The 26,292-nt window shown below is 65.8% G+C and carries 25 protein-coding genes; 13 read left to right on the forward strand and 12 right to left on the reverse strand.

Annotated elements, in window-relative coordinates; translation table 11 throughout:
• Positions 1-6: 6 nt before the first annotated feature.
• From QOU61_RS23445 to QOU61_RS23460, 4 genes are read left to right on the forward strand one after another with little or no spacing between them, the layout of a single operon-like run.
• Complete coding sequence (locus tag QOU61_RS23445; protein ID WP_289653568.1) at positions 7-477, forward strand: 3-hydroxyacyl-ACP dehydratase FabZ family protein; 471 nt, start codon at positions 7-9, stop codon at positions 475-477.
• Positions 474-1,679: a beta-ketoacyl-ACP synthase gene (locus tag QOU61_RS23450; RefSeq protein WP_289653569.1), complete on the forward strand. Its 1,206-nt coding sequence runs from the start codon at positions 474-476 to the stop codon at positions 1,677-1,679. The genes QOU61_RS23445 and QOU61_RS23450 overlap by 4 nt, the downstream gene beginning before the upstream one ends.
• Before the next feature lie 37 nt (positions 1,680-1,716).
• Positions 1,717-2,994, forward strand: coding sequence for a beta-ketoacyl-ACP synthase (locus QOU61_RS23455; RefSeq protein ID WP_289653570.1), 1,278 nt, complete (start codon positions 1,717-1,719; stop codon positions 2,992-2,994).
• Positions 2,995-3,015: 21 nt separating this feature from the next.
• The gene (locus tag QOU61_RS23460) at positions 3,016-3,951 is read left to right on the forward strand and encodes a lipid A biosynthesis lauroyl acyltransferase (protein ID WP_289653571.1); all 936 of its coding nucleotides are present in this window, start codon (positions 3,016-3,018) and stop codon (positions 3,949-3,951) included.
• Between the two features lie 52 nt (positions 3,952-4,003).
• Here QOU61_RS23460 and QOU61_RS23465 read toward each other — a convergent pair whose 3' ends face one another.
• The 7 genes from QOU61_RS23465 to QOU61_RS23495 all read right to left on the reverse strand — a co-directional run bounded on the left by QOU61_RS23465 (position 4,004) and on the right by QOU61_RS23495 (position 12,496).
• Positions 4,004-5,098: a polyamine ABC transporter substrate-binding protein gene (locus QOU61_RS23465; RefSeq protein ID WP_289653572.1), complete on the reverse strand. Its 1,095-nt coding sequence runs from the start codon at positions 5,096-5,098 to the stop codon at positions 4,004-4,006.
• Positions 5,099-5,100: 2 nt separating this feature from the next.
• A complete protein-coding gene (locus tag QOU61_RS23470) occupies positions 5,101-6,276 on the reverse strand; it encodes an aminotransferase (RefSeq protein ID WP_289653573.1) in 1,176 nt (391 codons plus the stop codon).
• 8 nt (positions 6,277-6,284) lie between these two features.
• Complete coding sequence (locus tag QOU61_RS23475) at positions 6,285-6,614, reverse strand: rhodanese-like domain-containing protein (RefSeq protein WP_289653574.1); 330 nt, start codon at positions 6,612-6,614, stop codon at positions 6,285-6,287.
• A gap of 117 nt (positions 6,615-6,731) precedes the next feature.
• Positions 6,732-8,666 carry a potassium transporter Kup gene (locus QOU61_RS23480; RefSeq protein ID WP_289653576.1) on the reverse strand — a complete coding sequence of 645 codons (1,935 nt, stop codon included), beginning with the start codon at positions 8,664-8,666 and terminating at the stop codon, positions 6,732-6,734.
• Positions 8,667-8,814: 148 nt separating this feature from the next.
• On the reverse strand, positions 8,815-10,713 hold the full coding sequence (locus QOU61_RS23485) for a potassium transporter Kup (RefSeq protein ID WP_289653578.1): 1,899 nt from the start codon (positions 10,711-10,713) through the stop codon (positions 8,815-8,817).
• A gap of 144 nt (positions 10,714-10,857) precedes the next feature.
• The gene (locus QOU61_RS23490; protein ID WP_289653579.1) at positions 10,858-11,688 is read right to left on the reverse strand and encodes an OmpA/MotB family protein; all 831 of its coding nucleotides are present in this window, start codon (positions 11,686-11,688) and stop codon (positions 10,858-10,860) included.
• 34 nt (positions 11,689-11,722) lie between these two features.
• Complete coding sequence (locus tag QOU61_RS23495; protein ID WP_289653580.1) at positions 11,723-12,496, reverse strand: motility protein A; 774 nt, start codon at positions 12,494-12,496, stop codon at positions 11,723-11,725.
• A gap of 382 nt (positions 12,497-12,878) precedes the next feature.
• On the opposite strand from QOU61_RS23495, the gene QOU61_RS23500 reads away from it, so the two are divergent.
• The 5 genes from QOU61_RS23500 (at position 12,879) to QOU61_RS23520 (ending at position 18,756) form a co-directional block, all read left to right on the forward strand.
• Positions 12,879-14,447, forward strand: a complete 1,569-nt coding sequence (locus QOU61_RS23500) for an ABC transporter substrate-binding protein (RefSeq protein ID WP_289653581.1) — start codon at positions 12,879-12,881, stop codon at positions 14,445-14,447.
• A 1-nt stretch (position 14,448) separates the two neighbouring features.
• Entirely contained in the window at positions 14,449-15,444 is a 996-nt protein-coding gene (locus tag QOU61_RS23505; RefSeq protein WP_502876812.1) for an ABC transporter permease, read from the forward strand.
• Positions 15,441-16,277, forward strand: a complete 837-nt coding sequence (locus tag QOU61_RS23510) for an ABC transporter permease (RefSeq protein ID WP_289653582.1) — start codon at positions 15,441-15,443, stop codon at positions 16,275-16,277. Before QOU61_RS23505 ends, QOU61_RS23510 begins: the two co-directional genes overlap by 4 nt.
• Entirely contained in the window at positions 16,278-17,885 is a 1,608-nt protein-coding gene (locus tag QOU61_RS23515; RefSeq protein ID WP_289653583.1) for an ABC transporter ATP-binding protein, read from the forward strand. It abuts the gene before it with no gap.
• Between the two features lie 61 nt (positions 17,886-17,946).
• A complete protein-coding gene (locus QOU61_RS23520) occupies positions 17,947-18,756 on the forward strand; it encodes an alpha/beta fold hydrolase (protein ID WP_289653584.1) in 810 nt (269 codons plus the stop codon).
• Between the two features lie 65 nt (positions 18,757-18,821).
• Here the strand turns inward: QOU61_RS23520 and QOU61_RS23525 are convergent, their stop codons facing one another.
• Entirely contained in the window at positions 18,822-19,484 is a 663-nt protein-coding gene (locus QOU61_RS23525; protein WP_289653585.1) for a GntR family transcriptional regulator, read from the reverse strand.
• Positions 19,485-19,726: 242 nt separating this feature from the next.
• Here QOU61_RS23525 and QOU61_RS23530 point away from each other — a divergent pair, with 242 nt between their 5' ends.
• The 4 genes from QOU61_RS23530 (at position 19,727) to QOU61_RS23545 (ending at position 22,794) form a co-directional block, all read left to right on the forward strand.
• Positions 19,727-20,611 carry a fumarylacetoacetate hydrolase family protein gene (locus QOU61_RS23530; protein WP_289653586.1) on the forward strand — a complete coding sequence of 295 codons (885 nt, stop codon included), beginning with the start codon at positions 19,727-19,729 and terminating at the stop codon, positions 20,609-20,611.
• Between the two features lie 29 nt (positions 20,612-20,640).
• Complete coding sequence (locus tag QOU61_RS23535) at positions 20,641-21,051, forward strand: RidA family protein (protein ID WP_289653587.1); 411 nt, start codon at positions 20,641-20,643, stop codon at positions 21,049-21,051.
• A gap of 76 nt (positions 21,052-21,127) precedes the next feature.
• On the forward strand, positions 21,128-21,541 hold the full coding sequence (locus QOU61_RS23540; RefSeq protein WP_289653588.1) for a RidA family protein: 414 nt from the start codon (positions 21,128-21,130) through the stop codon (positions 21,539-21,541).
• A 53-nt stretch (positions 21,542-21,594) separates the two neighbouring features.
• Positions 21,595-22,794 (forward strand): ABC transporter substrate-binding protein, encoded by a 1,200-nt coding sequence (locus QOU61_RS23545; protein WP_289653589.1) that lies wholly within the window; start codon positions 21,595-21,597, stop codon positions 22,792-22,794.
• Between the two features lie 3 nt (positions 22,795-22,797).
• Here QOU61_RS23545 and QOU61_RS23550 read toward each other — a convergent pair whose 3' ends face one another.
• The 4 genes from QOU61_RS23550 to QOU61_RS23565 all read right to left on the reverse strand — a co-directional run bounded on the left by QOU61_RS23550 (position 22,798) and on the right by QOU61_RS23565 (position 26,252).
• Positions 22,798-23,625, reverse strand: coding sequence for an SDR family NAD(P)-dependent oxidoreductase (locus QOU61_RS23550; protein WP_289653590.1), 828 nt, complete (start codon positions 23,623-23,625; stop codon positions 22,798-22,800).
• A 13-nt stretch (positions 23,626-23,638) separates the two neighbouring features.
• Entirely contained in the window at positions 23,639-24,352 is a 714-nt protein-coding gene (locus tag QOU61_RS23555) for an RraA family protein (RefSeq protein WP_502876813.1), read from the reverse strand.
• 128 nt (positions 24,353-24,480) lie between these two features.
• Positions 24,481-25,362, reverse strand: a complete 882-nt coding sequence (pssA, locus tag QOU61_RS23560) for a CDP-diacylglycerol--serine O-phosphatidyltransferase (protein WP_289653592.1) — start codon at positions 25,360-25,362, stop codon at positions 24,481-24,483.
• A gap of 191 nt (positions 25,363-25,553) precedes the next feature.
• Positions 25,554-26,252, reverse strand: a complete 699-nt coding sequence (locus tag QOU61_RS23565; RefSeq protein WP_289653593.1) for a phosphatidylserine decarboxylase — start codon at positions 26,250-26,252, stop codon at positions 25,554-25,556.
• Between the last annotated feature and the right edge of the window lie 40 nt (positions 26,253-26,292).

Here is a 26,292-nt window from a genome sequence, read left to right on the forward strand (position 1 = left end):
CTCACCATGCAGCTTGACTATTTTCAGCTGATCGACCGCATTCTCGACCTCAACACGGAAGAGAAGCGCATCACGGTCGAGGCACAGGTTCCGACGACGAGCACGATCTTCGAGGGGCATTTCCCTGGTCACCCGCTGATGCCCGGCGTGCTGCTCATCGAGTCGATGGCGCAGGCCTCGGGCTGGCTGCTGCTCGGGCTGATGAAGTTCGAGCGGATGCCGTTCCTGGCTGCGGTCAAGGAAGCCAAGATGCGCGGCTTCGTCACCCCGGGCGAAGTGCTGACGATCGAGGCCCACGTCCTGCACGAGGGCTCCGGCTATGCGATCACCGAAGCCAAGGTGAAGGTCGGCGGCAAGCTGAGGTGCAACGCGACCATCATGTTCAGCCACATCCCCTTCCCCAACGCCGACATGCGCGGACACATGGACGCCATGGCCAAGCGCATCGGCTTCCCGCAGCAGGCGCTTCAGCGATGACCGACGCAGCCCCCACCAAGGCGCAAGCGGCCGAAGTCTGGATCACCGGAATCGGCCTTGCCACCTCGCTTGGCGAGGGGCTGGATGCGAACTGGGAAGCGCTCAATGCCCGTCGCGTCAATGTCGACGAGAAGACCTTCGCGCCCTATGTCGTCCATCCCTGGGTGCAGGTCAGCCTGGACGCGCAGATCCCGAAGAAGGGCGATCAGCGCCAGATGGAAGCCTGGCAGCGCATCGGCACCTATGCCGCCGGCCTCGCGCTGGATTCCGCAGGCGTCAAGGGCAACAAGGACATCCTGGGACGGATGGACATGATCGTCGCCGCCGGCGGCGGCGAGCGCGACCTGGCGGTCGATGCCGGTATCCTTGCCGCCCAGGCCCAGGGCAACGCCGCACCGGGCCTCCTGAACGAGCGCCTGATGAGCGACCTGCGCCCGACGCTGTTCCTGGCGCAGCTTTCCAACCTTTTGGCCGGCAACATCGCGATCGTGCACGGCGTATGCGGCACGTCGCGCACCTTCATGGGCGAGGAACTCGCCGGCATGGACGCCGCACGGATCGCCGTTGCGCGCATCGCAGCCGGCCAGAGCGACATCGCGCTGATCGGCGGCTCGCATAATGGCGAGCGCAAGGACATGCAGATGCTCTACGAGTTCGGCGATTTCAGCCTGAAGGAGCGTTTCGCACCGGTCTGGGCGCGCCGGCAGCACCCCGGCTTTGCCCTCGGCTCGGCGGGCGCCTTCCTGGTGATCGAATCCCGCGCCCATGCAGAGGCGCGCGGCGCCAAACCGTTCGCCCGCCTCACCACGGTCGTCGCCGACTACAGCCGGCGCAAGCAGGAGGGCGAGCTCAAGGCGTCGCTGGAAAAGCTCTGGTCGAAGCTCGGCAGCCTTGACGACAGCGCGGCGATCATCACCGGCGCGACCGGCGCCGAACCGGCCACCTCGGAAGAGCGTGCCTTCCTCGCAGGTCATCGCCGCCACGCCGTGCGCGCCACCGGAACCTCGTTCGGCCACACCATGGAAGCGCAGTTCGCGCTCGGCATCGGCCTGGCCGCCCTCGCGCTCTCGCGCGGGGCGCTGTATCCGGCGAACGATACTGCCGGCGTCGAGATTGAAATGTCCGGCACGCCGTCCCAGATTGTGGTCATTGGGACGGGTCATTGGCGCGGCGAAGGCATGGCGCTGGTCGAGGCGGTCTAGGCGACCACCGACCACGCTGATTGGCGGGGATAAAGACATGGCAGCACCACGCGACAAGTTCGGGCGGCCGATCGTGGTCGTGACCGGCATGGGCATTGTGACCTCGCTCGGCGCCGGGAGAGCCGACAATTGGGCCAAGCTGACCGCGGGCGAGTCCGGCATCCGCACCGTCACCCGCTTCCCGATCGACGGCCTGAAGACGACCATGGCCGGCGCCATCGACTTCGTTCCGGTTGAGCCATTCTGCTCGGTCGGCCTGACCGAGCGCCTGGGCGAGATGGCGGTCGACGAGGCCCTGGCCCAGTCCGGCATCGGAACCAAGGGCGACTTCCCGGGGCCGCTGTTCCTGGCGGTCGCCCCCGTCGAGCTCGAATGGCCGCAGCGGCTCGAGCTTGGCCGCGCCACCGGCAAACTCGATCCCAATTACGACGATCTGCTGCGCGCCTGCGGCGGCGGCGCCTACACCCACCTTCACCGCCGTTTCCTGTTCGGCTCGGTCGCCGATTTCCTGGCCGAGAAGTTCGGTACCAAGGGCTCGCCGATCTCGCTCTCGACGGCCTGCGCCTCCGGCGCGACCGCGATCCAGCTCGGCGTCGAGGCGATCCGCCGCGGCGAGACCGATGCCGCGCTGTGCGTCGGCACCGAGGCATCCGTCAATCCGGAAGCGATGGTGCGGTTTTCGCTCCTGTCGGCGCTGTCGACCCAGAACGATCCGCCGCAGGCCGCCTCAAAGCCGTTTTCCAAGAACCGCGACGGTTTCGTGATGGCCGAGGGTGCCGGCGCGCTGGTGCTGGAAAGCTATGAGGCCGCCAGCGCCCGCGGCGCGCAGATCCTCGGCGTCGTGGCCGGCTGTGGCGAGCTCACCGACTCCTTCCACCGCACCCGCTCCAGCCCCGACGGCAAGCCGATCATCGGCTGCATCAAGAAGACGCTCGCCGACGCCGGCATGGAGGCGGAGCAGATCGACCACATCAACGCTCACGGCACCGCGACGCCGGAGAACGACAAGATGGAATACCTGGCGACCTCGGCCGTGTTCGGCGAGCACGCCAACAAGATTCCAGTGTCGTCAAACAAGTCGATGGTCGGCCACACCATCTCGGCCGCCGGCGCGGTTGAGGCGGTTTTCTCGCTGCTCACGCTGGAGCACCAGCGCATCCCGCCGACCATCAACTACGACAACCCGGATCCGGCGATCCCCTTCGACGTGGTCGGCAACAAGGCCCGCGACGCCAAGGTCACCGCCGTGATGTCGAACTCGTTCGGCTTCGGCGGCCAGAACGCCTCGCTGATCCTGACGCGCGAGCCGGCGTAAGCCGACCGCGCCGCCTCCTCGATGCACCCGCTGCTTGCCCGAACCAAGGCGCGCGCGCGCCGCGCGGCCAAGCCGATTGCGGAGGCCGCGGTCGGCACCGTCACAGTCGCGCTGCTGCGCACGACGCGCTATTTCGACCCGACCAGGACCGCCAATGCGTTCGGACGCATCTCGCGGCTGATCGGTGCGCGGCTGCGCGAGAACGAGATCGGGCGCAGCAATCTTGCGGCCGCCTTCCCGGAGAAATCGCCGCAGGAGATCGAGGCCATCCTGGCCGGGGTCTGGGACAATCTCGGCCGCGTCGGCGCCGAGTTCGCCCATCTCGACCGCATCTGGGACTACGACCTCGAGCATCCGGAAAAGCCGAGCAATGTCGAGTTTTCGGCGCGCAGCAAGGCGCTGTTCGATCGCCTGCGCGACGACGGCAAGCCGGCGCTGATCTTCGCGAGCCACCTCGGCAATTGGGAATTGCCGGCGCTTGCGGCGGTCGCCCACGGGCTCGACGCAGCAATCCTCTATCGCCGCCCCAACAGCGCGAGCGCCGACCGTATCATCGAGGAAATCCGCCAGGTGAAGATGGGCACGCTGATCCCGGCCGGGCGCGACGCGCCGCTGCGGCTTGCGGAGGCCCTGCAGAAGGGCCAGCACGTCGCCATGCTGGTCGATCAGTATCTGACCGGCGGCGTCGAGGTCACCTTCTTCGGCCGCAAGACCCGCGCCAACCCGATGCTGGCGCGGCTGCTCAGGCAGATCGAATGTCCCGTTCACGGCGTGCGCATCATCCGCCTGCCCGGCCACCGCTTCCGCGCCGAATTGTCCGAGGAGGTCGCGCCCGTGCGCAACGACAAGGGCGAGATCGACGTACAGGGCACCACGCAGGCAATCACCTCGGTGGTCGAGGGCTGGATCCGCGAATATCCGGAGCAATGGCTCTGGCTGCACCGGCGATGGCGGTAGATTGCGCGGTCATTCCGGGATGGTGCATTAGCATCGCGCCGGAATGACTGCGTTACCGCCCCGTCTTCACCCGCGTCCACAGCCGGTTGATGACCCGCTGGGTCGCCGGATCGCGCGCGGTGATCACGAACAGCTTTGCGAGCGTCGCCTCGTCCGGATAGATGTTCTTGTCGCCGAGGATTTTCGGGTCGATCAGCTTCTGGCTTGCCAGATTGCCGTTGGCATAGGACAGGAAGTCGGAATTCTTGGCGGCGACTTCGGGCCGGTAGAGGTAGTTGATGAGCTCGTAGGCTTCCGCCACGTTCTTCGCGTCCGCGGGGATCGCGAGGTTGTCGAAGAACATCTGCGCGCCCTCCTTCGGGATCGCATAGCCGATCTCGACGCCGTTCTTGGCTTCCGCCGCGCGGCTGCGCGCCTGCATGATGTCACCGGACCAGCCGACCACGAGGCAGATTTCGCCGGTCGCCAGCGCACTCAGATATTCCGAGGAATGAAACTTGCGCACCGACGGCCTGACCTTGAGCACGAGGTCGGCCGCTTTCTCCAGATCCGCCTGCTTGGTCGAGTTCGGGTCGAGACCGAGATAGTTCAGCGCCGCGGGAAAGATGTCATCGGCGGAATCCAGCATGTGGACGCCGCAATCCCTGAACTTCGCGAGGTTCTCCGGCTTGAAGACGATGTCCCAGCTATCGATCTTGGCGCCGGGTCCGAGGATTTTCTCGACCGCCTTCACGTTGAAGCCGATGCCGGTCGTGCCCCACATGTAGTTCGCGGCGTAGAGGTTGCCGGGATCGTAGGTCGCAAGGCGCTCGGTCACCACCGGCCAGGCGTTGGCAAGGTTCGGCAGCTTCGACTTGTCGAGCTTCTGGAACACCTTGGCCTGGATCTGGCGCTGCAGGAAATAGGCGGTGGGCACCACGACGTCGTAGCCGGACTTGCCGGCGAGCAGCCGCGTCTCCAGCGTCTCGTTGGCGTCGAATGTGTCGTAGACGACCTTGATGCCGGTCTCCCTGGTGAAATTCTCCAGGACGTCCGGCGCCATATAGTTCGACCAGTTGTAGAAATTGACGACGCGCTCCTGCGCGCGCGCCGGCATCGATGCCAGCGCCAGCACGGCCGCTCCGGCAGCAAGCAGTCTGAGGCGCATCGTCAACCCGCCTTTCGCCGGCGATGCACCGCGTCCGAGAGCCGCTCCAGCGCGGTGTCGATCGTCGCATCCTTCTTGGCGAAGCAGAACCGCACCACCGAGGTGACGGCGTCCTTTTCATAGAATGCCGACACCGGGATCGCGGCGACCTTGTAGTCGGTCACGATGCGCCGGCAGAACGCCTCGTCGGTCTCGTTGAGGCCGAGCGGCGACAGATCGACCGTGAGGAAATAAGTGCCCTGCGATTTCAGCACCGGAAAGCCGATGCTCTCGAGCCCCTTGGTAAGGCGGTCCCGGCTTCTGGCGAGTTCCTGGCGCATGTCCAGGAAATACTGGTCCGGCTTGGCGAGCCCATAGGCCACCGCCGCCTGCAGGTTCGGCGCCGTGGTGAAGGTGAGGAACTGGTGCACCTTGGCGGCGACGCGCAGCAAGGGCGGCGCGGCGCAGACGAAGCCGACCTTCCAGCCCGTGAGCGAGAAGATCTTGCCGGCGGAGCCGACCTTGATGGTGCGGTCGCGCATGCCGGGAATGGTGATCAGCGGGATGTGCTCGTGCCCGTCGAAGATCACGTGCTCCCAGACCTCATCGCAGATCGCGACGCTGTCGAACTCCTGGCAGAAGCGCGCGAGCAGCTCGAGGTCCTCGCGCGGATAGACCACGGCCGCCGGGTTGAGCGGGTTGTTGAACAGCACCGCCTTGGTCTTGGGATTGAAGGCGCTCTTGAGCATCTCCTCGGACAGCCGCCAATGCGGCGGCTCGAGCCGCAGCAGTCGCGGAATGCCGCCGGCCTGCCGGATGATCGGCAGATAGGAATCATAGACCGGCTGGAACACGATCACTTCGTCGCCGGGCTCGACCACCGCGAGGATCGCACTTGTCAGCGCCTCGGTGCCGCCGGAGGTCACCATGACTTCCGTCATCGGATCGAGCTTGAGCCCATGCCAGTGACCGTAATGGGTCGCGATCGCCTGGCGCAGTTCCGGGATGCCCATCATCGACGGATACTGGTTGTAGCCGTTGACCGATGCATCGGCCGCGGCGCGGCGGATATCCTCCGGGCCCGGATCGTCGGGAAAGCCCTGGCCGAGATTGATCGCGTCGTTGTCGCGCGCGAGCTGCGACATCACCTCGAAGATCGTGACGGGAAGATCCGCAAAGACCTTGTTCGTGGAGATCATGATGCGCGTCAGCCGCCGGTCCGGGTCGGCAGCCCCGCAGCCTTCCAGCCGATGATGCCGCCGGCGAGATGCCTGTCGTAAGGCAGGCCGGCTGCCTGCGCCGCGAGCGAGGCCGTCACCGAGCGCTTTCCCGAGCGGCAGGCGAACACGACCTGCTTGCTGCCCGGATCGGGAATCTCGCCGGGGTCGAAGGTCGACAGCGGCACGACGACGCCGTCGGGATAGGCTTCCACCGCGACCTCGTTGGGCTCGCGGACATCGACCAGGAGATAGCGACCCTCCGCGATCCCCCTGGACACCTCCTGCGGCGTCAGATCATGCACCTTGTGGTCCGCCACGGAAAACCTCCGATCATGCTCAATCCTGCGCGACGATCGCGCCACAGCCGGCCGCCAACCTCGCCCCTCGCGCGCGGAAAATCAAGCGTTGCCGCGGCCTTGGCGGAGCGCGCTCGCCTAGACCGTCACCTGCGTGCCGACCTCGACCACCCGCCCGCTCGGGATCTGGAAATAGTCGGTGGCGTCGTTGGCGGTGCGGCTCAGCGCGATGAACAGGTGATCCTGCCAGCGCGGCATCCCGGAATGGGCGGCCGGCTTCAGCGCGCGGCGCGACAGGAAGAACGAGGTCGACATGATGTCGAACTGCCAGCCGAGCTTGCGCGCGATCGCGAGCGCCCGCGGCACGTTGGGCGATTCCATGAAGCCGAAGCGCAGCGTCACCTTGGAGAAGGTGGCGCTGATCGGTTCCAGCCGCACCCGCTCGCTCGGGTCGATGCGCGGCGTCGGCGCAGTCTCGATGGTGAGAATGACATTCTTCTCGTGCAGCACTTTGTAGTGTTTCAGACTATGCATCAGCGCAGTCGGCGCGCTCGCGGGATCGCTGGTCAGGAACACCGCCGTCCCCGAGACCCGCTGCGGCGGGCGCTTCTCCAGCATCGCCACGAGGTCGGCGAGCGGGAATTCCAGCTTGCGCGACTTCTCGAACAGCAGCCGGCTGCCGCGCCGCCAGGTATACATCACCAGCATGACCAGCGAGCCGAGCGCAAGCGGCACCCAGCCGCCCTCAAAGACCTTCAGCAGGTTCGCCGCGAGGAAGGTGAAATCGAGGAACAGGAACGGCGCGATCAGCGCGGCGGCCGCGATCGGCGTCCAGCGCCAGACCTTCCAGAACACGACAAAGCCCATCATGGCGGTGACGACCATGGTACCGGTGACGGAGATGCCATAGGCGGAGGCGAGCGCGCTGGAGGAGCGGAACATCAGCACCAGCAGCATCACAGCGACCAGCAGCAGCGCGTTGATGCGCGGGATGTAGATCTGGCCGGAATGCGCCTCCGAGGTGTGGCGGATCTCGAAGCGCGGCATAAGCCCAAGCTGGATCGCCTGGCGCGTCAGCGAATAGGCGCCCGTGATTACGGCCTGGCTCGCGATCACAGTGGCGACCGCCGCGAGCAGAACCATCGGCAAGCGCGCCCAATCGGGAAACATCAGGAAGAACGGCAGGAAGGTCGGGTTTTCGACGACCTTGGGATCGGCGATGACGAGCGCGCCCTGGCCGAGATAGTTCAGCGCGAGCGCCGGCAGCACGATGACGAGCCAGGCGGTCTGGATCGGCTTCTTGCCGAAATGGCCGAGATCGGCATAGAGCGCCTCGGCGCCGGTGACGGCGAGAAACACCGCGCCGAGCGTGATGAAACCGATGATGCCGTGATGAACCATGAACGACACGGCGTAGAGCGGATTGAAGGCGAGCAACACTTCCGGCCGCTGCGCAATCGCCGGAAACGCGGCGAGCCCGATGACCAGGAACCAGACCAGCATGATCGGGCCGAAGAACGAGGCGACACGCGCGGTGCCGCGCGATTGCACGGCAAACAGCGCGAGCAGGATCACCACCGTGATCGGCACGATATAGGGTTCGAAGGCCGGCGTCAGCAGCTTGATACCTTCGATCGCCGACAACACCGACAGCGCCGGCGTGATCACGGCATCGCCGAAAAACAGGGCGGCACTGATAATGCCGAGCAGGACGAGGGTGCCGGCCGCCTTGGTGACGCCGCGCTGCGCCAGCGCCATCAGCGCCAGCGTCCCACCCTCCCCGTTGTTGTCGGCCCGCAGCAGGATGACGACATATTTCAGCGTCACCACGATGATCAGCGCCCACAGGATCAGCGAGATCACGCCGAGCACGGCCTGCGGGGTCGCGGTACCGCCGGCGCTCGCGGCAACCACCGCTTCGCGCAGGGCGTAGAGCGGGCTGGTGCCGATATCCCCATAGACGACGCCGATGCTGCCGAGCGTCAGGGCACCAAAACCGGCCGTGGAATGGGTGTCGCCATGTCCGTTGACCGCCGCCGTTTCCGGGGCGGTAGCTGCAACTTCAGGGTTCATTGGAAAAGCTTAAGGCCTCGAATAAATCAGGGCACGCGGCAAGCGAGGCGGCTTATAGACCTGCGGCAGGCGCATAGCCAAGCCAAATTTGGGCCGGCTCCATGCAAAAAACGCATGAAATTTGAGCCGCTTCGACCCATTGCCGACGTCAAATCGTCACCTGCGTGCCGACTTCCACGACCCGGCCGGTCGGAATCTGGAAATAGTCGGTCGCATCATTGGCCGAGCGGGTCAGCGCGATGAACAGATGGTCCTGCCAGCGCGGCATGCCCGACTGCGCCGCAGGCTTCAGCGAGCGCCGCGAGACGAAGAACGACGTCGACATGATGTCGAACTGCCAGCCGAGCTTGCGCGCGACCGCGAGCGCCTTGGGCACGTTGGGCGATTCCATGAAGCCGAAGCGCAGGCGCACGGTGGCAAACCGCTCGCTGACGCTCTCCATCCGCACCCGCTCCGATACGTCGACCCGCGGCGTCGGCGCGGTTTCGATGGTCAGGATCACATTATGCTCGTGCAGCACCTTGTTGTGCTTGAGGTTGTGCAGCAGCGCGGTCGGCACGAAGCTCGGATCGCTGGTGAGGAACACCGCGGTGCCCTTCACAATGTGCGGCGGGCGCTTTTCCAGGCTCTTGAGCAGGTCGGCGAGCGGCACCTCGATGCGCCGCGTCTTGGCGATCAGCATCGCGCTGCCGCGACGCCAGGTCCAGATCGTGACCGCCATGGCGACGCCGAACAGAAGTGGCACCCATGCGCCCTCGAACAGTTTCAGCAGATTGGCGCTGAAGAAGGTGGTGTCGACGACGACGAAGGGCAGGATCAACGCCGCCGCGGTCGCCGCGCGCCAGTTCCACAATTTCCAGATCACCACGAAACCCATGATGCCGTCGGCGACCATGGTGGTGGACACCGCGATGCCATAGGCCGAGGCAAGGCCGCTCGAGGTGCGGAACAACAGGACGAGCAGCAGCACGCCGATCAGCAGCAGCCGGTTGACGCGCGGCAGATAGATCTGCCCGGCATGCGTTTCCGAGGTGTAGCGGACCTCGAACCGCGGCAGGAGCCCAAGCTGCACGGCTTGGCGGGTCAGCGAATAGGCACCGGTGATCACCGCCTGGCTCGCGATCACGGTTGCAGCCGTCGCCAGCGCAACCAGCGGCAGCAGCAGCACCTCGGGAACCATCCGGTAGAACGAGTTCTCGATCGTGGTCGGATCCGACAGCACCAGCGCGCCCTGGCCGAAATAATTGATCAGCAGCGCCGGCAGCACGAAATAGAGCCACGCCGCCTGGATCGGCTTGCGGCCGAAATGGCCGAGATCGGCGTAGAGCGCCTCCCCGCCGGTCACCGCGAGAAAGACCGCGCCCAGCGTCACCAGGCCGATCGTGCCGTGGGACAGCAGGAATTGCACCCCATAATAGGGATTGATCGCGGTGAGCACCGAGGGATCATCGCAGATGTTGACGATCCCCATGGCGGCGATGGTGCCGAACCAGACGATCATGACCGGACCGAAGGCGGAGGCGACGCGGGCGGTTCCCCTGCTCTGGAAGGCAAACAGCACGACCAGGATCAGCACCGTGAGCGGCACCACGTAGTGCTCCAGGGCGGGCGTCGCGAGCTTCAACCCCTCGACCGCCGACAGCACCGAGATCGCCGGCGTGATCATGGAATCGCCGATGAACATCGACGCGCCGACCACGCCGAGCGCGAGCAGCGGCCAGCTCCGCCGGCCAAGCGCGCGCTGGCCCAGCGCCATCAGCGAGAGCGTGCCGCCCTCCCCGTTATTGTCGGCCCGCAGCAGCAGAAGGACGTATTTGGCGGTCACCACGATCAGCAGCGCCCACAGGATCAGGCTGAGCACGCCAAGCACGATGACGCGGCTCGCCGGCTGGCCCTGGGCCGCACCCGAGACCGCCTCGCGAAAGGCGTAGAGCGGCGAGGTACCGATGTCGCCGAAGACGACGCCGATGCTGCCGAGCGCCAGCGTCCAGAAGCCGGCTATGGCCGGTTGCTCGCCGGCCTCGGTCGATGGAACACTGACAGCCATGGGCTGGGAAAACACGCGCTCGCTTGATTTGATCCGGCCCGCTATCGAGGGTTTTCCGCACGCCCTGTCAATCGGGCAAGGGTCGAAGGCAGGCCGTGGACCCTGCGGCGCACCGGCGCACTGCGCGGGCGGTATTTAGGTATTTCAGGGCTTCAGATCCGGCGGCAGCGGCGGATCTTCGCGCATCAGCGTGATGGTCACGCGGCGATTGGCTGACAGCGAGGGATCATCGGGGAACAGCGGCTGGGTATCGGCCTTGCCGCTGACGGCGAAGATATGGGAGGCCGGCAGCCCTTCCCGTTCGAGGATCTGGCGCACGGAGTTAGCGCGGTCGGCCGACAGGTCGAACGGGCCGTAGTCGCTGCGGGTCGGCACGAAGCCGGCCGCGGTATGACCGACGATCGAGACCCTCAGCGGGGTCTGCTTCAGCGGGGTCGCGAGCTTCTCGATCAGGCGGCGGGTGCGATCGTACGGCGCCTTGGAGCCGTCGGGAAACATCGAGCGTCCGTCCTGATCGACGATCTCCAGGTTGAGGCCCTGCTTGGTCTCCTCGAACATGATGTGCTTGGAGATCTCGGTCAGCTCCGGCATGTCCTGCAGCGCCTGCCGCAGCGATGCGGAGGCGAGCGCGAATTCGCGGTCGACCTTGAGCCGCGCGCCGTTGATGCGGCTGCGCTCCTGCTCGTTCGGCGTCGGCGTGTTGGAGGCCTCCTCGGGATTGATGTGCTCGGCGTTTCTCAGCTTCGGCCGGGTCGGAAGCCCGTCGGATTCGATGATGCCGGAATAGCGCGCCTCGGTCTGCACGCCGAAGGCTTCGCGCATGGAGCCGGCGACGATCTTCAGCTTCTGCTGGTCCTGGTTGGAGAAGGCGACGAGCATCACGAAGAAGCTCATCATCAGACCCATCAGGTCGGCGAAGGTGACGAACCAGCCGTGACCGCCGCCATGGGCATCGCCGCGTTTCTTCTTGGCCATCGCGCGTTTCCTGGCAGCGCCGTTACCGAAGCCGTCAGGCCGGGACCGGCTCGCCCTCCTCGTGACGATGCTTTTCCGGCAGGTAGGCCAGCAGCATTTCGCGCACCAGCGTCGGGCTCTTGGAATCGCGGATCATCAGGATGCCGTCGATGATCAGCGTGCGGTTGGTTTCCTCGTCGAGCAGCTTGCCGTGCAGCTTGTCGGCGATCGGCAGGCAGAACAGGTTCGCCACCAGCGCGCCGTACAGGGTGGCGAGCAGCGCGGTCGCCATGAACGGGCCGAGCTTGGACGGATCGGTCATGTTGGCGAACATCTGCACCATGCCGATCAGTGTGCCGATCATACCGAAGGCCGGCGCGCAGTCGCCGACGGCGCGGTAGATCTTGCTGCCCTCGTCGAGATGCATCAGGAAATTGTCGCGGTCGCGCTCGAGATTGTCGCGAATGAATTCGAGGTCATAGCCGTCGGCGACGAAGCGGATGCCCTTGGCCAGGAACGGCTCGTCGGTCTCGACCTTTTCCAGGCCGACCGGCCCCTGCTTGCGGGCGATCTCGGCGATGCGCGCCAGCTCGTCGACGAGGTCATGGGCCGACAGCCGGCTCATGGTGAAGGCGAATTTGGCGCCGAGCGGCAGGCCGTGCAGCAGCGAGCTCAAGGGGAAGCGGATCATGGTGGCGGCCAACGAACCGCCGAAGATGATGATCATCGCATGTTCGGAGATGAACATGTGCAGGTCGCCGCCCATCAGGATCATCGTGGTAATGACAATGATGCCGGAGATCAGTCCAGCGCTTGTCATGATATCCATGGGAAGCTCCACGCTACGCGTACGACCGCCCGTTCAAGGCGGTGCGGCCCGTTCTGAGCCGCCATCCGCGACCCTACGTTGCGGCCATTAAAGACGCGTAAAGGTTAAACCGGCCGGGGTCCGACGGCCCTGCCGGCCGGCACACCGGATGCGGCCGACGGCCATCCCGGGGGGCGGATGCCGGGCGGCCTCAACCTTCCGCTAACCATCAGCGCAGCGAGGCGTGCCGGCGTCGGCGACGGGCGGCGGCTCCGGCGCGCAGGCCACGGCGGCGCTGGTCCGGCAAAGCCGGCCACAACGTGGGGTCAGCATCTTGCATATTTTATTCAAAAATGATTGCCTTGTCTTCCGGGGACGGAAACACCTGACAAGGGGAAGCCAGATGCGGTTACGGCACGGCGTATCGACCTCGACCATGGCAATTGCGTTGCTGCTTGCGGCGCTGGCGCCCGCGGCGGCGCAGCCAGCTCCCGCCGGCAAGGCCGCTCACGTCATCATCCAGCCCGAGCCGCCGATCCTGATGCAGGGGCTGAGCCAGAACACGCCGACCAACATGGTCGCAGGCAACATCTATGAATCGCTGTTGCGTTTCGACGAGAAGTTCAATTTGCAGCCCTCGCTCGCCAAGAGCTGGACGATCTCGGACGACAAGAAGACCTACACCTTCCGCCTGCAGGACGGCGTGGTCTGGCACGATGGCAAGCCGTTCACCGCCGACGATGTGGTGTTCACGCTCGACAAGTTCCTGCGCGAAGTGTCTCCGCGCTGGCGGCCGGTCGTCAACAACCAGGTCGCCAAGATCGAGAAGGTCGACGACCTCACGGTGAAGATCGAGCTGAAGCAGCCGTTCTCGCCGCTGCCGCTGGTGCTCGAAGTGTCATCGACGCCGATCATCCCGAAGCACATCTATGACGGCACCGACTATCGTGCCAACCCCGCCAACAACACCCCGATCGGCACGGGTCCCTACGCTTTCAAGGAATGGAAGAAGGGCTCCTACATCCATCTCGTCAGGAACAAGCAGTATTGGCTGAAGGACAAGCCCTATTTCGACGATCTCTACTGGGAGATCATTCCGGACGCAGCCGCCCGCGCGGTGGCCTATGAGACCGGCAAGGTCGACGTGCTACCGGGCGGCGCGGTCGACATCTACGACGTCGGCCGGCTGTCGAAGCTGCCCAACACCTGCATGACCACCAAGGGCTGGGAGATGTTCGCGCCGACCGCCTGGGTCGCGGTCAACATGCGCAGCGGCATTCTCGCCAACAAGCAGTTCCGACAGGGGCTGATGTTCGCGATCGATCGCGAATTCGGCATGAACACGGTGTGGGACGGCATCGGCAAGGTCCCGACCGGACCGGTCTCGTCCAAGACGCGGTTCTATTCGTCGGACGTTCCGAAATATTCCTACGATCCCGAAAAGGCCAAGCAGCTCATCAAGGCCTCCGGCTACAAGGGCGAGAAGCTGAAGCTGCTCGGCATTCCCTATGGCGAGATCTGGAACCGCTGGGCGGAAGCCGTGAAGCAGAACCTGCTCGATGCCGGCGTCAACGTCGAGATCGAGGCGACCGACGTGCCGGGCTGGACCCAGAAGCTCTCGAACTGGGACTATGACCTCGCCTTCAACTTCGTCTACCAGCTCGGCGATCCCGCGATCGGGGTGGCGCGCAACTACATCACCAGCAACATCGTCAAGGGCAACCCGTTCGCCAATATCTCCGGCTATTCCAATCCGGAAGTCGACAAGCTGTTTGCGGATGCGGCGGTGGCGCCGACCGACGAGGAGCGCCAGCGGCTCTACACCAAGGTGCAGCAGATCATCGTCGACGACGTGCCGATCCTGTGGCTGCTCGAGCTGGAAAACCCGACTATCTACCGCTGCGACATCAAGGACCTGGTGACGACGGCGGTCGGGGTCGACGATGGGTTCCGCGACGCGCGAAGGAACTGAGGTGTCCCTCGGCCGCTACACGGAGCTGTTGAAGTTCCTCGGCTTGCGGCTCGCCAAGGGATGCGTGGTCCTGTTCGCGATCGCGATCCTGAACTTCTTCCTGATCCATGCCGCGCCCGGCGATCCCGTAACCGTGCTCGCCGGCCAGTCGGGCGCGGCCGACGAGGAGTTGCTGCGCCAGCTCCGGCAGCGCTTCGGCCTCGACCAGCCGCTCGCCCATCAACTCTGGATCTATCTGAAGGACTACGCGACGCTCGATCTCGGCTTTAGCTACCGCCAGCAGCAGCCGGTGCTGACGCTGGTGCTCGAGCGGCTGCCCGCCACCCTGCTGCTCACAGGCGCGGCGTTCGCGGTCTCGCTGACGCTGGGCGTCATCATGGGCATGCTGGCGGCGCGCCGCGTCGGGAGCTGGTCCGACAGCGCCATCACCGCGCTGGCGCTCGTCTTCTACGCCACGCCTTTGTTCTGGATCGCGCTGATGAGCCAGATCGTGTTCTCGCTCAAGCTCGGATTGCTGCCCAATGTCGGCTACGAGACCATCGGCGCCGGCTACACCGGCTTGGCGCGCGCCGCCGACATCGGCACCCATCTGATCCTCCCGGCCCTGACGCTCGGCCTGTTCTTCACCGCGCTCTATGCCCGTATGATGCGCGCATCCATGCTGGAAATATCGGGCGCTGACTTCATCAAGACGGCGCGGGCCAAGGGCCTGCCGCCGTTCCTGATCCTGCGCCGCCATATCGCGCGCAACGCCGTGCTGCCGGTGGTGACGCTCGCGGGCCTGCAGGCCGGCCAACTGGTCGGCGGCGCGGTCCTGACCGAGACCGTGTTCGCCTGGCCCGGCATGGGACGGCTGATGTTCGACGCGCTGGTGCAGCGCGACTATGCCGTGCTGCTCGGCGTGTTCTTCGTCTCCTCCGCGATGGTGGTGCTGTTCAACATCATCACCGACATCCTTTATCGGATCGTCGATCCGCGCATCGAGGCGGCCGCATGAGCTTCGTCAGGCGCTTCGCGCGGAACCGCGGCGCGGTGATCGGGCTCGCGCTGCTCGTGGTGCTGCTCGCGTTTGCGATCATCGGCCCCTACCTCTATCCGCAATCGCCCTGGCGCGTCGTCGGGCGGCCGTTCCTGGCGCCGTTCGCGATGGAGCGCTTTCCGCTCGGCACCGATACGCTCGGCCGCGACATCGCCGCCGGCCTCGTTCATGGCGCCAGCGTTTCACTCACCATCGGCGTGGTCTCGACCCTGGTGGCGCTCCTGATCGGCGTGCCGCTCGGCGCGATCGCGGGCTATGCCGGCGGCATCGTCGACGATCTCCTGATGCGCTTCACCGAGTTCTTCCAGACCATCCCGAGCTTTGCACTGGCGATCGTGCTGGTCGCGATCCTGCAGCCGACGCTGGGCTCGATCGTGCTGACGATCGGGCTCGTATCCTGGCCGCCGGTAGCGCGGCTGGTGCGGGGCGAAGTGCTGTCGCTGAAGACGCGGGAATATGTGCTCGCCGCCGTCACGCTCGGCCAATCGACGTCGCGGATCATCTTCAGCCAGATCCTGCCGAACGCGATCGCCCCGATCGTCGTGATGGGCTCGCTGATGATCGCATCCGCCATCCTCCTGGAGTCGGCCTTGTCGTTCCTCGGGCTCGGCGATCCCAACCGCATGAGCTGGGGTTACATGATCGGCGCCGGCCGCGCCCGGCTGATTGATGCCTGGTGGATCAGCTTCTTTCCCGGGCTTGCGATCTTCCTGACCGTGCTGGCGCTCAACCTCGCCGGCGAAGGCCTCAACGACGCGCTCAATCCGCGCCTGTCACGGGGTGGGCGATAGATGGCCGCTTCCCTGCTCGCTGTCGAAGGCCTGAAGCTGGCGCTGCCCGCTTTCGCCGACCGCTCGTTCGCCATCGACAATGTCTCGCTCTCGATCGCGCCCGGCGAGACGCTGTGCGTGGTCGGCGAATCCGGCTCCGGAAAATCGATGCTCGCCCACGCCGTGATGGGCCTTTTGCCGAAGGAGGTCAGGCCGACATCCGGCAGCATCCGCATCGAGGGCCGCGACCTGCTCGCGCTCGACGAGCGGACGATGCGCGACGTGCGTGGCCGCGAGATCGGCATGATCTTCCAGGAGCCGATGACCTCGCTCAACCCGATCATGCCGATCGGCCGGCAGATCGAGGAGACCTTCGAGGCGCATGGGCTGCTCGATCCGCCGCGCCGCCACGCGCGGGCGATCGAGCTGCTCACCGAGGTCGGCCTGCCCGACCCCGCGCAGATCGCGCGGGCCTATCCGCACGAGCTGTCCGGCGGCCAGCGCCAGCGCGTCATGATCGCGATCGCGCTTGCGCTCGAGCCGCGGCTGCTGATCGCGGACGAGCCGACCACCGCGCTCGACGTCACCACGCAGGCGCAGATCCTGAAACTGATCGCCGAGCTGCGCCGCAAGCGCGGCACGGCAGCCTTGTTCATCACCCATGATTTCGGCGTGGTCGCCGATATCGCCGACCGCATCGTCGTGCTGCAGCAGGGCGTCCTGGTCGAACAGGGCACGGCTGATGCCGTGCTGGCGCAGCCGCAGCATCCCTACACGCAACGGCTGATCGCGGCCGTGCCGTCGCTGCGACCGCCGGAGCGCCCCGCCGAGCCGACGCGGCCGCCGGTGCTGGTGGTGGAAAATCTCGGCAAGACCTATCGCAAGCGCGGGCTGTTCCAGACGGCGCGCAGCGTGACCGCCGCGGCCGATATCTCCTTCACGCTGGCGCGCGGCGAGACCCTGGGCCTGGTCGGCGAATCCGGCTCCGGCAAATCGACGATCGGCCGCTGCTGCATCCGCCTGATCGAACCGGACCAAGGCCGCGTCGTGCTCGACGGCGTGGCGCTCAACAGCCTGCCGCCGGGTGCGATGCGCCGGCAGCGCAGCCGCATCCAGATGGTTTTTCAGGACCCCTACGCCTCGCTCAACCCGCGACAAACCATCGGCCGCATCATCGCCGACGGGCCGCTCGCCCATGGCGTCACGCATCAAGAGGCCACGCGGCGGGCGAAGGAGCTGCTCGAGCTGGTCGGGCTTTCGGCCGGCGCGATCGACCGCTACCCGCACGAATTCTCCGGCGGCCAGCGCCAGCGCATCGGGCTTGCGCGTGCGCTCGCGCTTCAACCTGACGTGCTGGTCGCGGACGAAGCGGTCTCGGCGCTCGACGTCTCGGTGCAGGAACAGATCCTGGCGCTGATCAAGACCATCCAGGACAAGCTCGGCCTCGCCATCCTCTTCGTGACCCATGACCTGCGCGTCGCGGCGCAGATCTGCGACCGCATCATCGTGCTGCAGCGCGGCCACATCGTCGAGAGCGGCCGCACAGCCGCGCTGTTCGCCAATCCGCAGCACGCCTATACGCGGCAACTGCTGTCAGCCATTCCCGGCAGCACACGCTTCAAGAATTGAAAGACCTGCTGCGCCGTCCGCGCGGGCGGATGGCATTCACATCATCGAGGAAGGAGACACGATGGCGACCCGGCACGAAATGATATTCGAAGGCGTTCCGGTCGCCTATTGGGAAGGCGGCCGAGGCTTTCCGCTGCTGCTGATCCACGGCTCGGGCCCTGGCGCCTCGACTGCCGGCAACTGGCGTCTGGTGCTGCCGATGCTCGAACAGCACTTCCATGTCATCGCGATCGACCTGATTGGGTTTGGCCAGAGCGGCCGCAAGCCCGCGCCTCCCTATTTCGATCTCGGCCTCTGGCATCGCCAGGCGAACCACGCCCTCGGCCTGTTCGGCTCCGAGCAGGTCGGCGTTCTCGGACATTCGCTTTCCGGCTCCATCAGCCTGCGCCTTGCCGCGCTCGATCGCCGCGTCTCCCACGTCATGACGACGGGCACGATGGGCACCGTCTTTCCGCTCAACGAGCACCTGGTCAGGACCTGGTCGTTTCCCCCGACGCGGGACGCGATAAGGCTTGCCGCCCGGTCGCTCATTTTCGACGAAAGCGTCATCACCGACCCCTATATCGACGGTCGCGTCGAGGTGCTGCATCAGGGCGACTACGGCGACTATTTCGCGTCCATGTTCGAAGGCGACAAGCAGCGCTACATCGATGCCGCTGCGCTCGATGGTCGCCTGTTGCGCGACATCGTCGCACGTGTCTGCATGGTTCACGGCCGCAACGACCTGCCGATCCCCTGGCAGGCCGCCTCATGCCGGCTCGCCGAATTCATGCCGCAGGCGGACGTCATGCTGCTCGCGCGCTGCGGGCATTCGCCAGCACTGGAGCATCCGGAAAAGCTGGTCGCGCTGGCGCGCGATTTCTTCAGGTAGTTGATTCTAACATTCGCAAAAGTGCCTCCCAAAGCGGCGCGAATGCCGGAATCGGAGCGCCAGGTCTACAATCCCCGGATCAGCCGCGCCGCGGTGTGCTCGCAGTGCTGCCGGCACAGCTTGCGCAGCCGCACGGCGTCGCCCGCCTGCAGCGCCTCGAACATCGCGCGATGCTCGGTCTCGGCCTGCCGCACGTCCTTGGTCAGGTTGATTTCAATACGGATATAGGGCGCGACCTGATCGCGCAGCATGGTGGCGAAGCGGCTGGCATGGCGGCGATGCGCCGAGGACAACAACCGCGCATGAAACTCCGAATTGGCGTCGAGCCATTTGTCGATCTGGTTCGGCGAACGGGTGGCGATCCGCTCCATCAGCGACAGCGCCTGCGACACCGCCAGGATGTCGTTGTCGGTCCGGCTCTGGGCGGCGACGCTGGCGAGATGCTCCTCAACTGCTGCGCGGAGCTCGAAAATCTCCTGGATCTCGGAGCGATCGAGCGACAGCACGGCATAACCGCGGCGCGGCCGCAGGACGACGAGCCCCTCGACCTCGAGCCGCGTCATCGCCTCGCGCAGCGGCACGCGGCTGGCGCCGAGCCGCCGCGCCAGTTCCTCCTGGCGCAGCACCCCGCCGGGCGGAAAGACCCCCGTCAGGATCCCCTCCCGCAACCTTCCGTACAGCGTCTCCGACACGGAGGGGACCCCGTCAAGGGGTGCGGCTTTCGGCATCAGTCTCCCCGATATTGAAGATTGTATTCAAAAATGCTTTGCTGCATTGGAAAGTTCTGACAGCGCGGCGGGGGGAAAGTCAACATGGGGATCAGCCTGGAGGACGGGACCTCGGCCAGCCTTGGGCCCAGCCTTGGGCCGGAGACGCCGCCCCGCCGGCTGCCTGCTCCAATCACGGACCGGCGTTTCGCACCGGTTGCCACGGGCGGCCGCGAGCCGGCCCTGCATGAGGAAAACAGACCATGAAGCTCGTCACCTTCAACAAAAGCGGCGCGGCCCATGTCGGCGTGCTCGCCAGCGGCGATACGGCGCTGGTCGACCTGACCGAGGCCGGCATCGCCAGGGACATGCTCGATCTCGTCGACCGCTTCGACAGCCTTCGCGACAGGGTCAGGACCGCGGCGGCCTCGCATCCGGCGCGCACCTATGACGCGCGCGACCTGCTCGCGCCGATTCCCCTGCCCCGCCGCAACATCTTCTGCGTCGGCAAGAACTATTACGAGCACGCGACCGAGTTCGGCTCGAGCGGCTTCGATTCCGGCTCGGTCGGCGGCAGCGAGGTGCCGGAGTATCCGATCATCTTCTCCAAGCCGCCCTCGGCGGTGATCGGCCCCGGCGCCGGCATCGACTCCTCGCTCGATCCCTACAATTCCGTCGACTACGAGGCGGAGCTTGCCGTCATCATCAGCCGCGCCGGGCGTGTGCGCGAAGCCGACGATCCCATGAGTTTCGTGTTCGGCTACACCATCCTCAATGACGTGACCTCGCGCGAGCTGCAGAAGCGCCACAAGCAGTGGCTGCTCGGCAAGGGTATCGACACCTTCGCGCCGATGGGGCCCGCGATCACGACCGCAGATGCGATCAAGAATCTTGCCGATCTCACGATCGAGCTCACGGTCAATGGCGAGCGGCGGCAGTCGGCCCGGATCCGCGACCTGATCTTCGACATCCCGACCCTGATCCGCGCCATCGGCCGCTCGACCAGCTTCGTGCCCGGCGACATCATCGCGACCGGAACACCCGTCGGCGTCGGCATCGGCTTCAAGCCGCCGCGCTACCTGAAGCCGGGCGACAAGGTTCGCATCACCGCGTCCGAGATCGGCGCGCTGGAAAACCCGGTCCTGTGAACGACCAGATCAACAACGGAGAACAATCGATGGCAGCGGACATCAAGATCTACAATCCCGACGAGCTCGGACCGCCGATGGGGCAATACACCCACGTGACACGGGTGAAGGCCAGCGAATTCCTGTTCATCGCCGGCATGCTGTCGGGCGACTCCAAGGGCAACATCATCGGCGCCGGCGACTTCGACAAGCAGGTGACGCAGGTCTTCAGCAACGTCGAGGCGGCGCTGAAATCGGCCGGGGCATCCTGGGCCAATGTCGTGCAGTTCACGACCTACCTGGTGCATTCCCAGGACATCCCGCGCTTCATGGAATTCCGCCTGCGCGAATTCCCGAAGATGTTCCCGAACGGCAAGTATCCGCCGAACACGCTTCTGATGGTCGACCGCCTGGTGCAGGAGCCGTTCCTGGTCGAGGTGCAGACCATCGCGGCGATCTGAGCCGCTTTGCGACAGCGGGCCGCGGAGCACTCCGCGGCTTTCGCGCCAGTGATTTTGCCGATTGGGGGCTCACACCATGACCAAGAAACGCTCGCCGGGACGCGAGGAATTCCGCGTCGCAGGACTGCCTGCGCCGCTCAGCCACTACACCGATGCGGTGAGGCACGGCGATATCCTGTTCGTCTCCGGGCTGACTGCGCATGATGCCGACGGCAGGCTGGTCGGGGGCGCCGACGCCGCCGCGCAGACCAGGCAAATCCTGACAAACCTGAAGAAAGTGCTGGATGCGGCCTCCGCCAGCTTTGCCGACGTGTTGAAGGTCACGGTGTTCCTCACCGACATCAACGACCGCGCCGCGATCAATCCGGTGCGGCAGGAATTTTTCGGTGCAAGCCGCCCCGCCAGCACGCTGATCGAGGTCAGCCGGCTGGCGCTGCCCGAGATGAAGGTCGAGATCGAGGCCGTGGTCGGCCTGCCGCCGCAGGCCTAAAGCCGACAACAACAAGAACGACAAGCCAACGACAAGAACAGGAAACAGGCATCATGCTCCACAAGGCACTCACACTCGCGGTCGCCCTCCTCTGCGGATCGGCGATCGCCGCTCACGCCGATCCCTCCAAGGCGATCAAGATCGGCGTGCTCAGCGACATGTCGGGCCCCTACGCCGATCAGGCCGGCCTCGGCTCAGTCGAGGCCGCGCGCATGGCGATCGAGGACGCCGGCGGCAGCATCGCCGGCCAGCCGATCGAGATCCTCTCCGCCGACCACCAGCACAAGACCGACGTCGCGACCGCGATCGTGCGGCGCTGGATCGACGTCGACGGCGTCGACGTGATCGTCGACATGCCGAACTCGGCGGTCGCGCTCGCCGTGCAGCAGATCGTTAAGGAGAAGAACAAGGTCGCGCTGTTCGCGACCGCGGCGACGACGGAGCTGACCGGCAAGCAGTGCTCGCCGAACGGCATTCAGTGGGTCTATGACGCCTATTCGAACGCCGCCGGCCTCGTCAAGGCGCTGGTCGCCAAGGGCGAGAAGAGCTGGTACTTCCTCACGGTCGATTATGCGCTCGGCCTGTCGCTGCAGGCCGAAGCGACCAAGGCGCTGACCGCGCTCGGCGGCACCGTGGTCGGCAGCGTTCGCCATCCGCTCAACAACGCCGATTTCGGCTCGTTCCTGCTGCAGGCCCAGGCCTCCAAGGCCCGCGTCATCGCGCTCGCCAACGCAGGCGCCGACACCATCAATTCGGTGAAGCAGGCGGCCGAATTCGGCCTCAACAAGGACCACATCATCGTCACGCCGCTGGTCTACATCTCCGACATCCACAGCATGGGCCTGCAGTCGACCCAGGGCCTGACCTATGTCGAGGGCTTCTACTGGGATCTCAACGACGACACCCGCGCCTGGTCGAAGCGCTTCTTCGAGAAGCGCAAGGCGATGCCGACCATGACCCACGCGGGCGTGTATTCCTCCGTCGCGCATTACCTGAAGGCGGTGAAGGCAGCGGGCACCTCCGACACAACGGCAGTGCTCGCGAAGATGCGCGAGATGCCGGTCAACGACTTCTTCGCCAGGGGCGGCACCATCCGCGCCGACGGCCGCATGGTGCACGACATGCTGCTGGTGCAGGTCAAGTCGCCCTCGGAATCGAAATATCCGTACGACTACTACAAGGTGCTGGCGACGATCCCGGGCGACCAGGCGTTCCGGCCGCTCTCCGAAAGCGAGTGCCCGCTGGTGAAGTGACAGCTAGGCTGACGACAACCCTGTCAGCTTCAGACTGAGCTCGCGCAGCCGCTTGCGGGCGGCTGCATCATAGGCCTGCGGGTTGGCGCGGGCCTCCTTCATGCCGTTGAAGAACAGCCCACTTTCGTCGGCGACATCATCGCCGCGCACCAGGTGCAGGATCGCCTCGCCGCCCTGCTCCACCGTCGAGACCGGCGTGATGCCGCCGGCCTGCACCATGGTCGTGTTCATGTAGGTCGCGGGGTGCAGCGAATTGACCGTGATGTCTGATCCCTTCAGCTCCGCGGCAAGATCGATGGTGAACATGATCTGTGCCAGCTTGCTCTGGGCATAGGCGCGCGAGCCGCTGTAGCCCCTGGTGATCATCACGTCGTCGAAATCGATCGGGTGCTGGCCGAGGGATGCGACATTGACGATGCGCGCGGGCGCGGCGGCCTTGAGCAGCGGCAACAGCAGACAGGCCAGCAGGAAGCCCGCGAGATAGTTCACCGCGAATCGCAGCTCATGGCCGTCGGCGCTGGTCTGTCGCGTCGCGCCACCATTCATCGAGCCGATTCCCGCATTGCTGACGAACACGTCGAGGCGCTTGTGGTCGGCCGCCACCGCCTCCGCAAGCCGCTTCGCTTCTGCAAGCGATGCGAGGTCGGCCTGATAGAAGGTCGGCGCTCTGTGCCCGTCGCGTTTGATCTCCTCGATCAGGGTCTGCGCGCGGCCCGCGTCGCGGCCGTGGATCAGCACATTGGCGCCCTCCGCAGCGAGATGCCGCGCCACATAGCGGCCGACGCCGTCGGTCGAGCCCGTGATCAGGACCGTCTTGCCGCGCATGTCCATCGCCATGCTCCAGTCAGTGGATCTCGGCGGAGCGCTTCAGCGCCTCCTTCAGCTTCTCCAGCGAAAAGTCCTTGGATCGCGCGATTGCCAGGATCGGTTCCTCGCGCCGGCCGCAGAGCTCGGCGGCGTCAGGCAGCTTTGCGGCGATATCGCGCGGAATGACGATGGCGCCGTGCCGGTCGGCGTGGATCAGATCGTCCGAGCGCACGGTCATGCCGGCGACCCGCACCTCACCGCCAAAGCTTTCGGCATGCACCCAGGCATGCGACGGGCCGATCGAGCCGGCCAGCGCCTGGAAGCCCGGCGCCCATTGCGGGATGTCGCGGATCGAGCCGTCGGTGATGACGCCAAGGCACCCGAGCGCCTTGTGCACGTTGCTCTGCACCTCGCCCCAGAATGCGCCATAGCCGACGTCCGGGCCGTCGATGTCCTGGATCACCGTGATGCGCGGCCCGTGCCCGGTGCCGACATATTCGTAATAGTCGATGCGGCGCTTGGACTGCTCGGCAGCGGAGAGACCGGACTGCAGCACCGAGCGGATCGTCACGGTACGGGCATAGCCGACCATCGGCGGCAGGTCGGGAAACGGGCAGACCAGCGGCTTCGTGGTATAGCCGATCAGCCGCCGCTCGGGCGCGACCACCTCCATCGCGTTGCAGATCGTCGGCGTGTCGTAGCGCGCCAAGGTCTCAAGCAGCGAAGCGGGAAGCGGTCCTGATGTGGTCACGGCGTTCTCTCCTGATCTTGTCCCGGCCATTTTCGAGGGCCGTGGACCATCAGGCCGTATAGCCGAGTTCAGGCATGAACCCAACTCGGCGAACGCTCATGGCAGATATTTGAAGGCTTGACGCCTGCCTAGTGCAGGCGCTCGGGGCGGTCGTCCTCGGGCGGATTGGAGATCGCCGGCGCGTAGCCCGAGGCCGGACTGGCAACCGACGTAGTGCCCGCCTGCGCCTGCGAGGCGGCCAGTGCCCGCGCCTGGTCGCGATAGGACTTCCAGCCCACCGGCAAGGCAAGCAGATAGGCGATCGAGCCGGCGGAGAGGATGTACCAGGGATAGCCGATCAGGAGCGCGACGAAGAAGATTACGGAGACGAACACCGGCAGCACCAGTTCCGGCGGCACGCGCATCCGCACCGTCTTGCCGGAGAACACCGGCAGGCGCGACACCATCAGGAAGGCGACCACCAGCGTATAGGTCGCGGTCAGGATCGCCGGCGCCGGCGGCAGGCCGAGGAAACCGAGATAGACCGGCAGCAGCACGACGATCGCACCGGCAGGCGCCGGCACGCCGGTAAAGAAATTGGCGGCAAAAGCGGGCTTGTTCGGGTCGTCCATGGTGGCGTTGAAGCGCGCCAGCCGCAGGCCGCCCGAGATCGCAAACAGCATGGCGGCGATCCAGCCGGCGTTGCGCAGCTCATGGAGCTGCCAGAAATACAGGATCAGGCCGGGCGCGACGCCGAAATTAACGAAGTCCGCGAGGCTGTCGAGCTCGGCGCCGAATTTCGACTGGCCCTTGATCAGGCGGGCGACGCGGCCATCGATGCCGTCGAGCACCGCGGCGAACACGATCGCCGCGACCGCCAATTCCATCCGCCCTTCGGTCGACAGCCGGATCGCGGTCAGGCCCGCGCAGATCGCGAGCAACGTGATGACGTTGGGCAGCAGCATGCGCACCGGGATCGGGCGAAAGCGGCGGCGGCGCAGTTCGAGATCGGTCGGGTCTTGCGGTATCATGGCCTCAATATAGCAAACGGCGGGGCATGCCGCCATTGCGGCAGTTCGCCCTCTGCACCGACCTTTCCGATGGTTAATCCGCGCAAAATGGCCGCTTACGCGCTGCGGAAGGCGGGCCGAGTGCCGCCGATTTGAAGTTCCTGCAGCACAAGCTGCTAATTCTACTTCGTGCTCGGGTGGTATGCGGCGGGTTACGAACTTCGGAAAGCGGGCGCTGCCCCGTTCAGCCGAAAGTCGGCCAAAATGGTCTCGCCGGCGATCGCGGTCTGGCCCTCGGCCACCAGCGGCCGCGTGCCCTCGGGCAGGTAGACGTCGAGCCGCGAGCCGAAGCGGATCAGGCCGAAGCGCTCGCCGGCGCCGATGGTCTGGCCTTCCTTGACAAAGGAGACGATGCGGCGCGCCACGAGGCCGGCGATCTGCACCACCCCGATCCGCCCGTTCGGCGTCGAGATCACGAGCGAGTTGCGCTCATTGTCCTCGCTCGCCTTGTCGAGCTCGGCATTGATGAAGATGCCGGGCCGGTAGGCGATGCGGTCGATCCGCCCCGCTACCGGGCTGCGGTTCACGTGACAGTTGAACACGCTCATGAAGATCGAGACGCGCGGCAGCGGCCGGTCACCGAGCCCAAGCTCGGCCGGCGGCAGGACAGTCGTGATCATGGAGATGCGGCCGTCAGCCGGTGCGACCACGATGCCGTCGCGTACCGGCGTGACCCGCACGGGATCGCGGAAGAACAGCGCGCACCAGATCGTCAGCACGGTGCCGATCCAGCCCAAGGGCGTCCACAGCCAGAACAGGACTAGGCTTGCGAGCGCAAAGCCGCCGATGAACGGATAGCCTTCGGGATGGATCGGCGGAATCTGCCGCTGGATGGAATTGGCGATGGACATGAAGACTACTGCTCTCTTCCCACTTTGCTACTCTCTCCCC

The organism is Bradyrhizobium sp. NP1, assembly GCF_030378205.1.
Classification (GTDB): Bacteria; Pseudomonadota; Alphaproteobacteria; order Rhizobiales; family Xanthobacteraceae; genus Bradyrhizobium.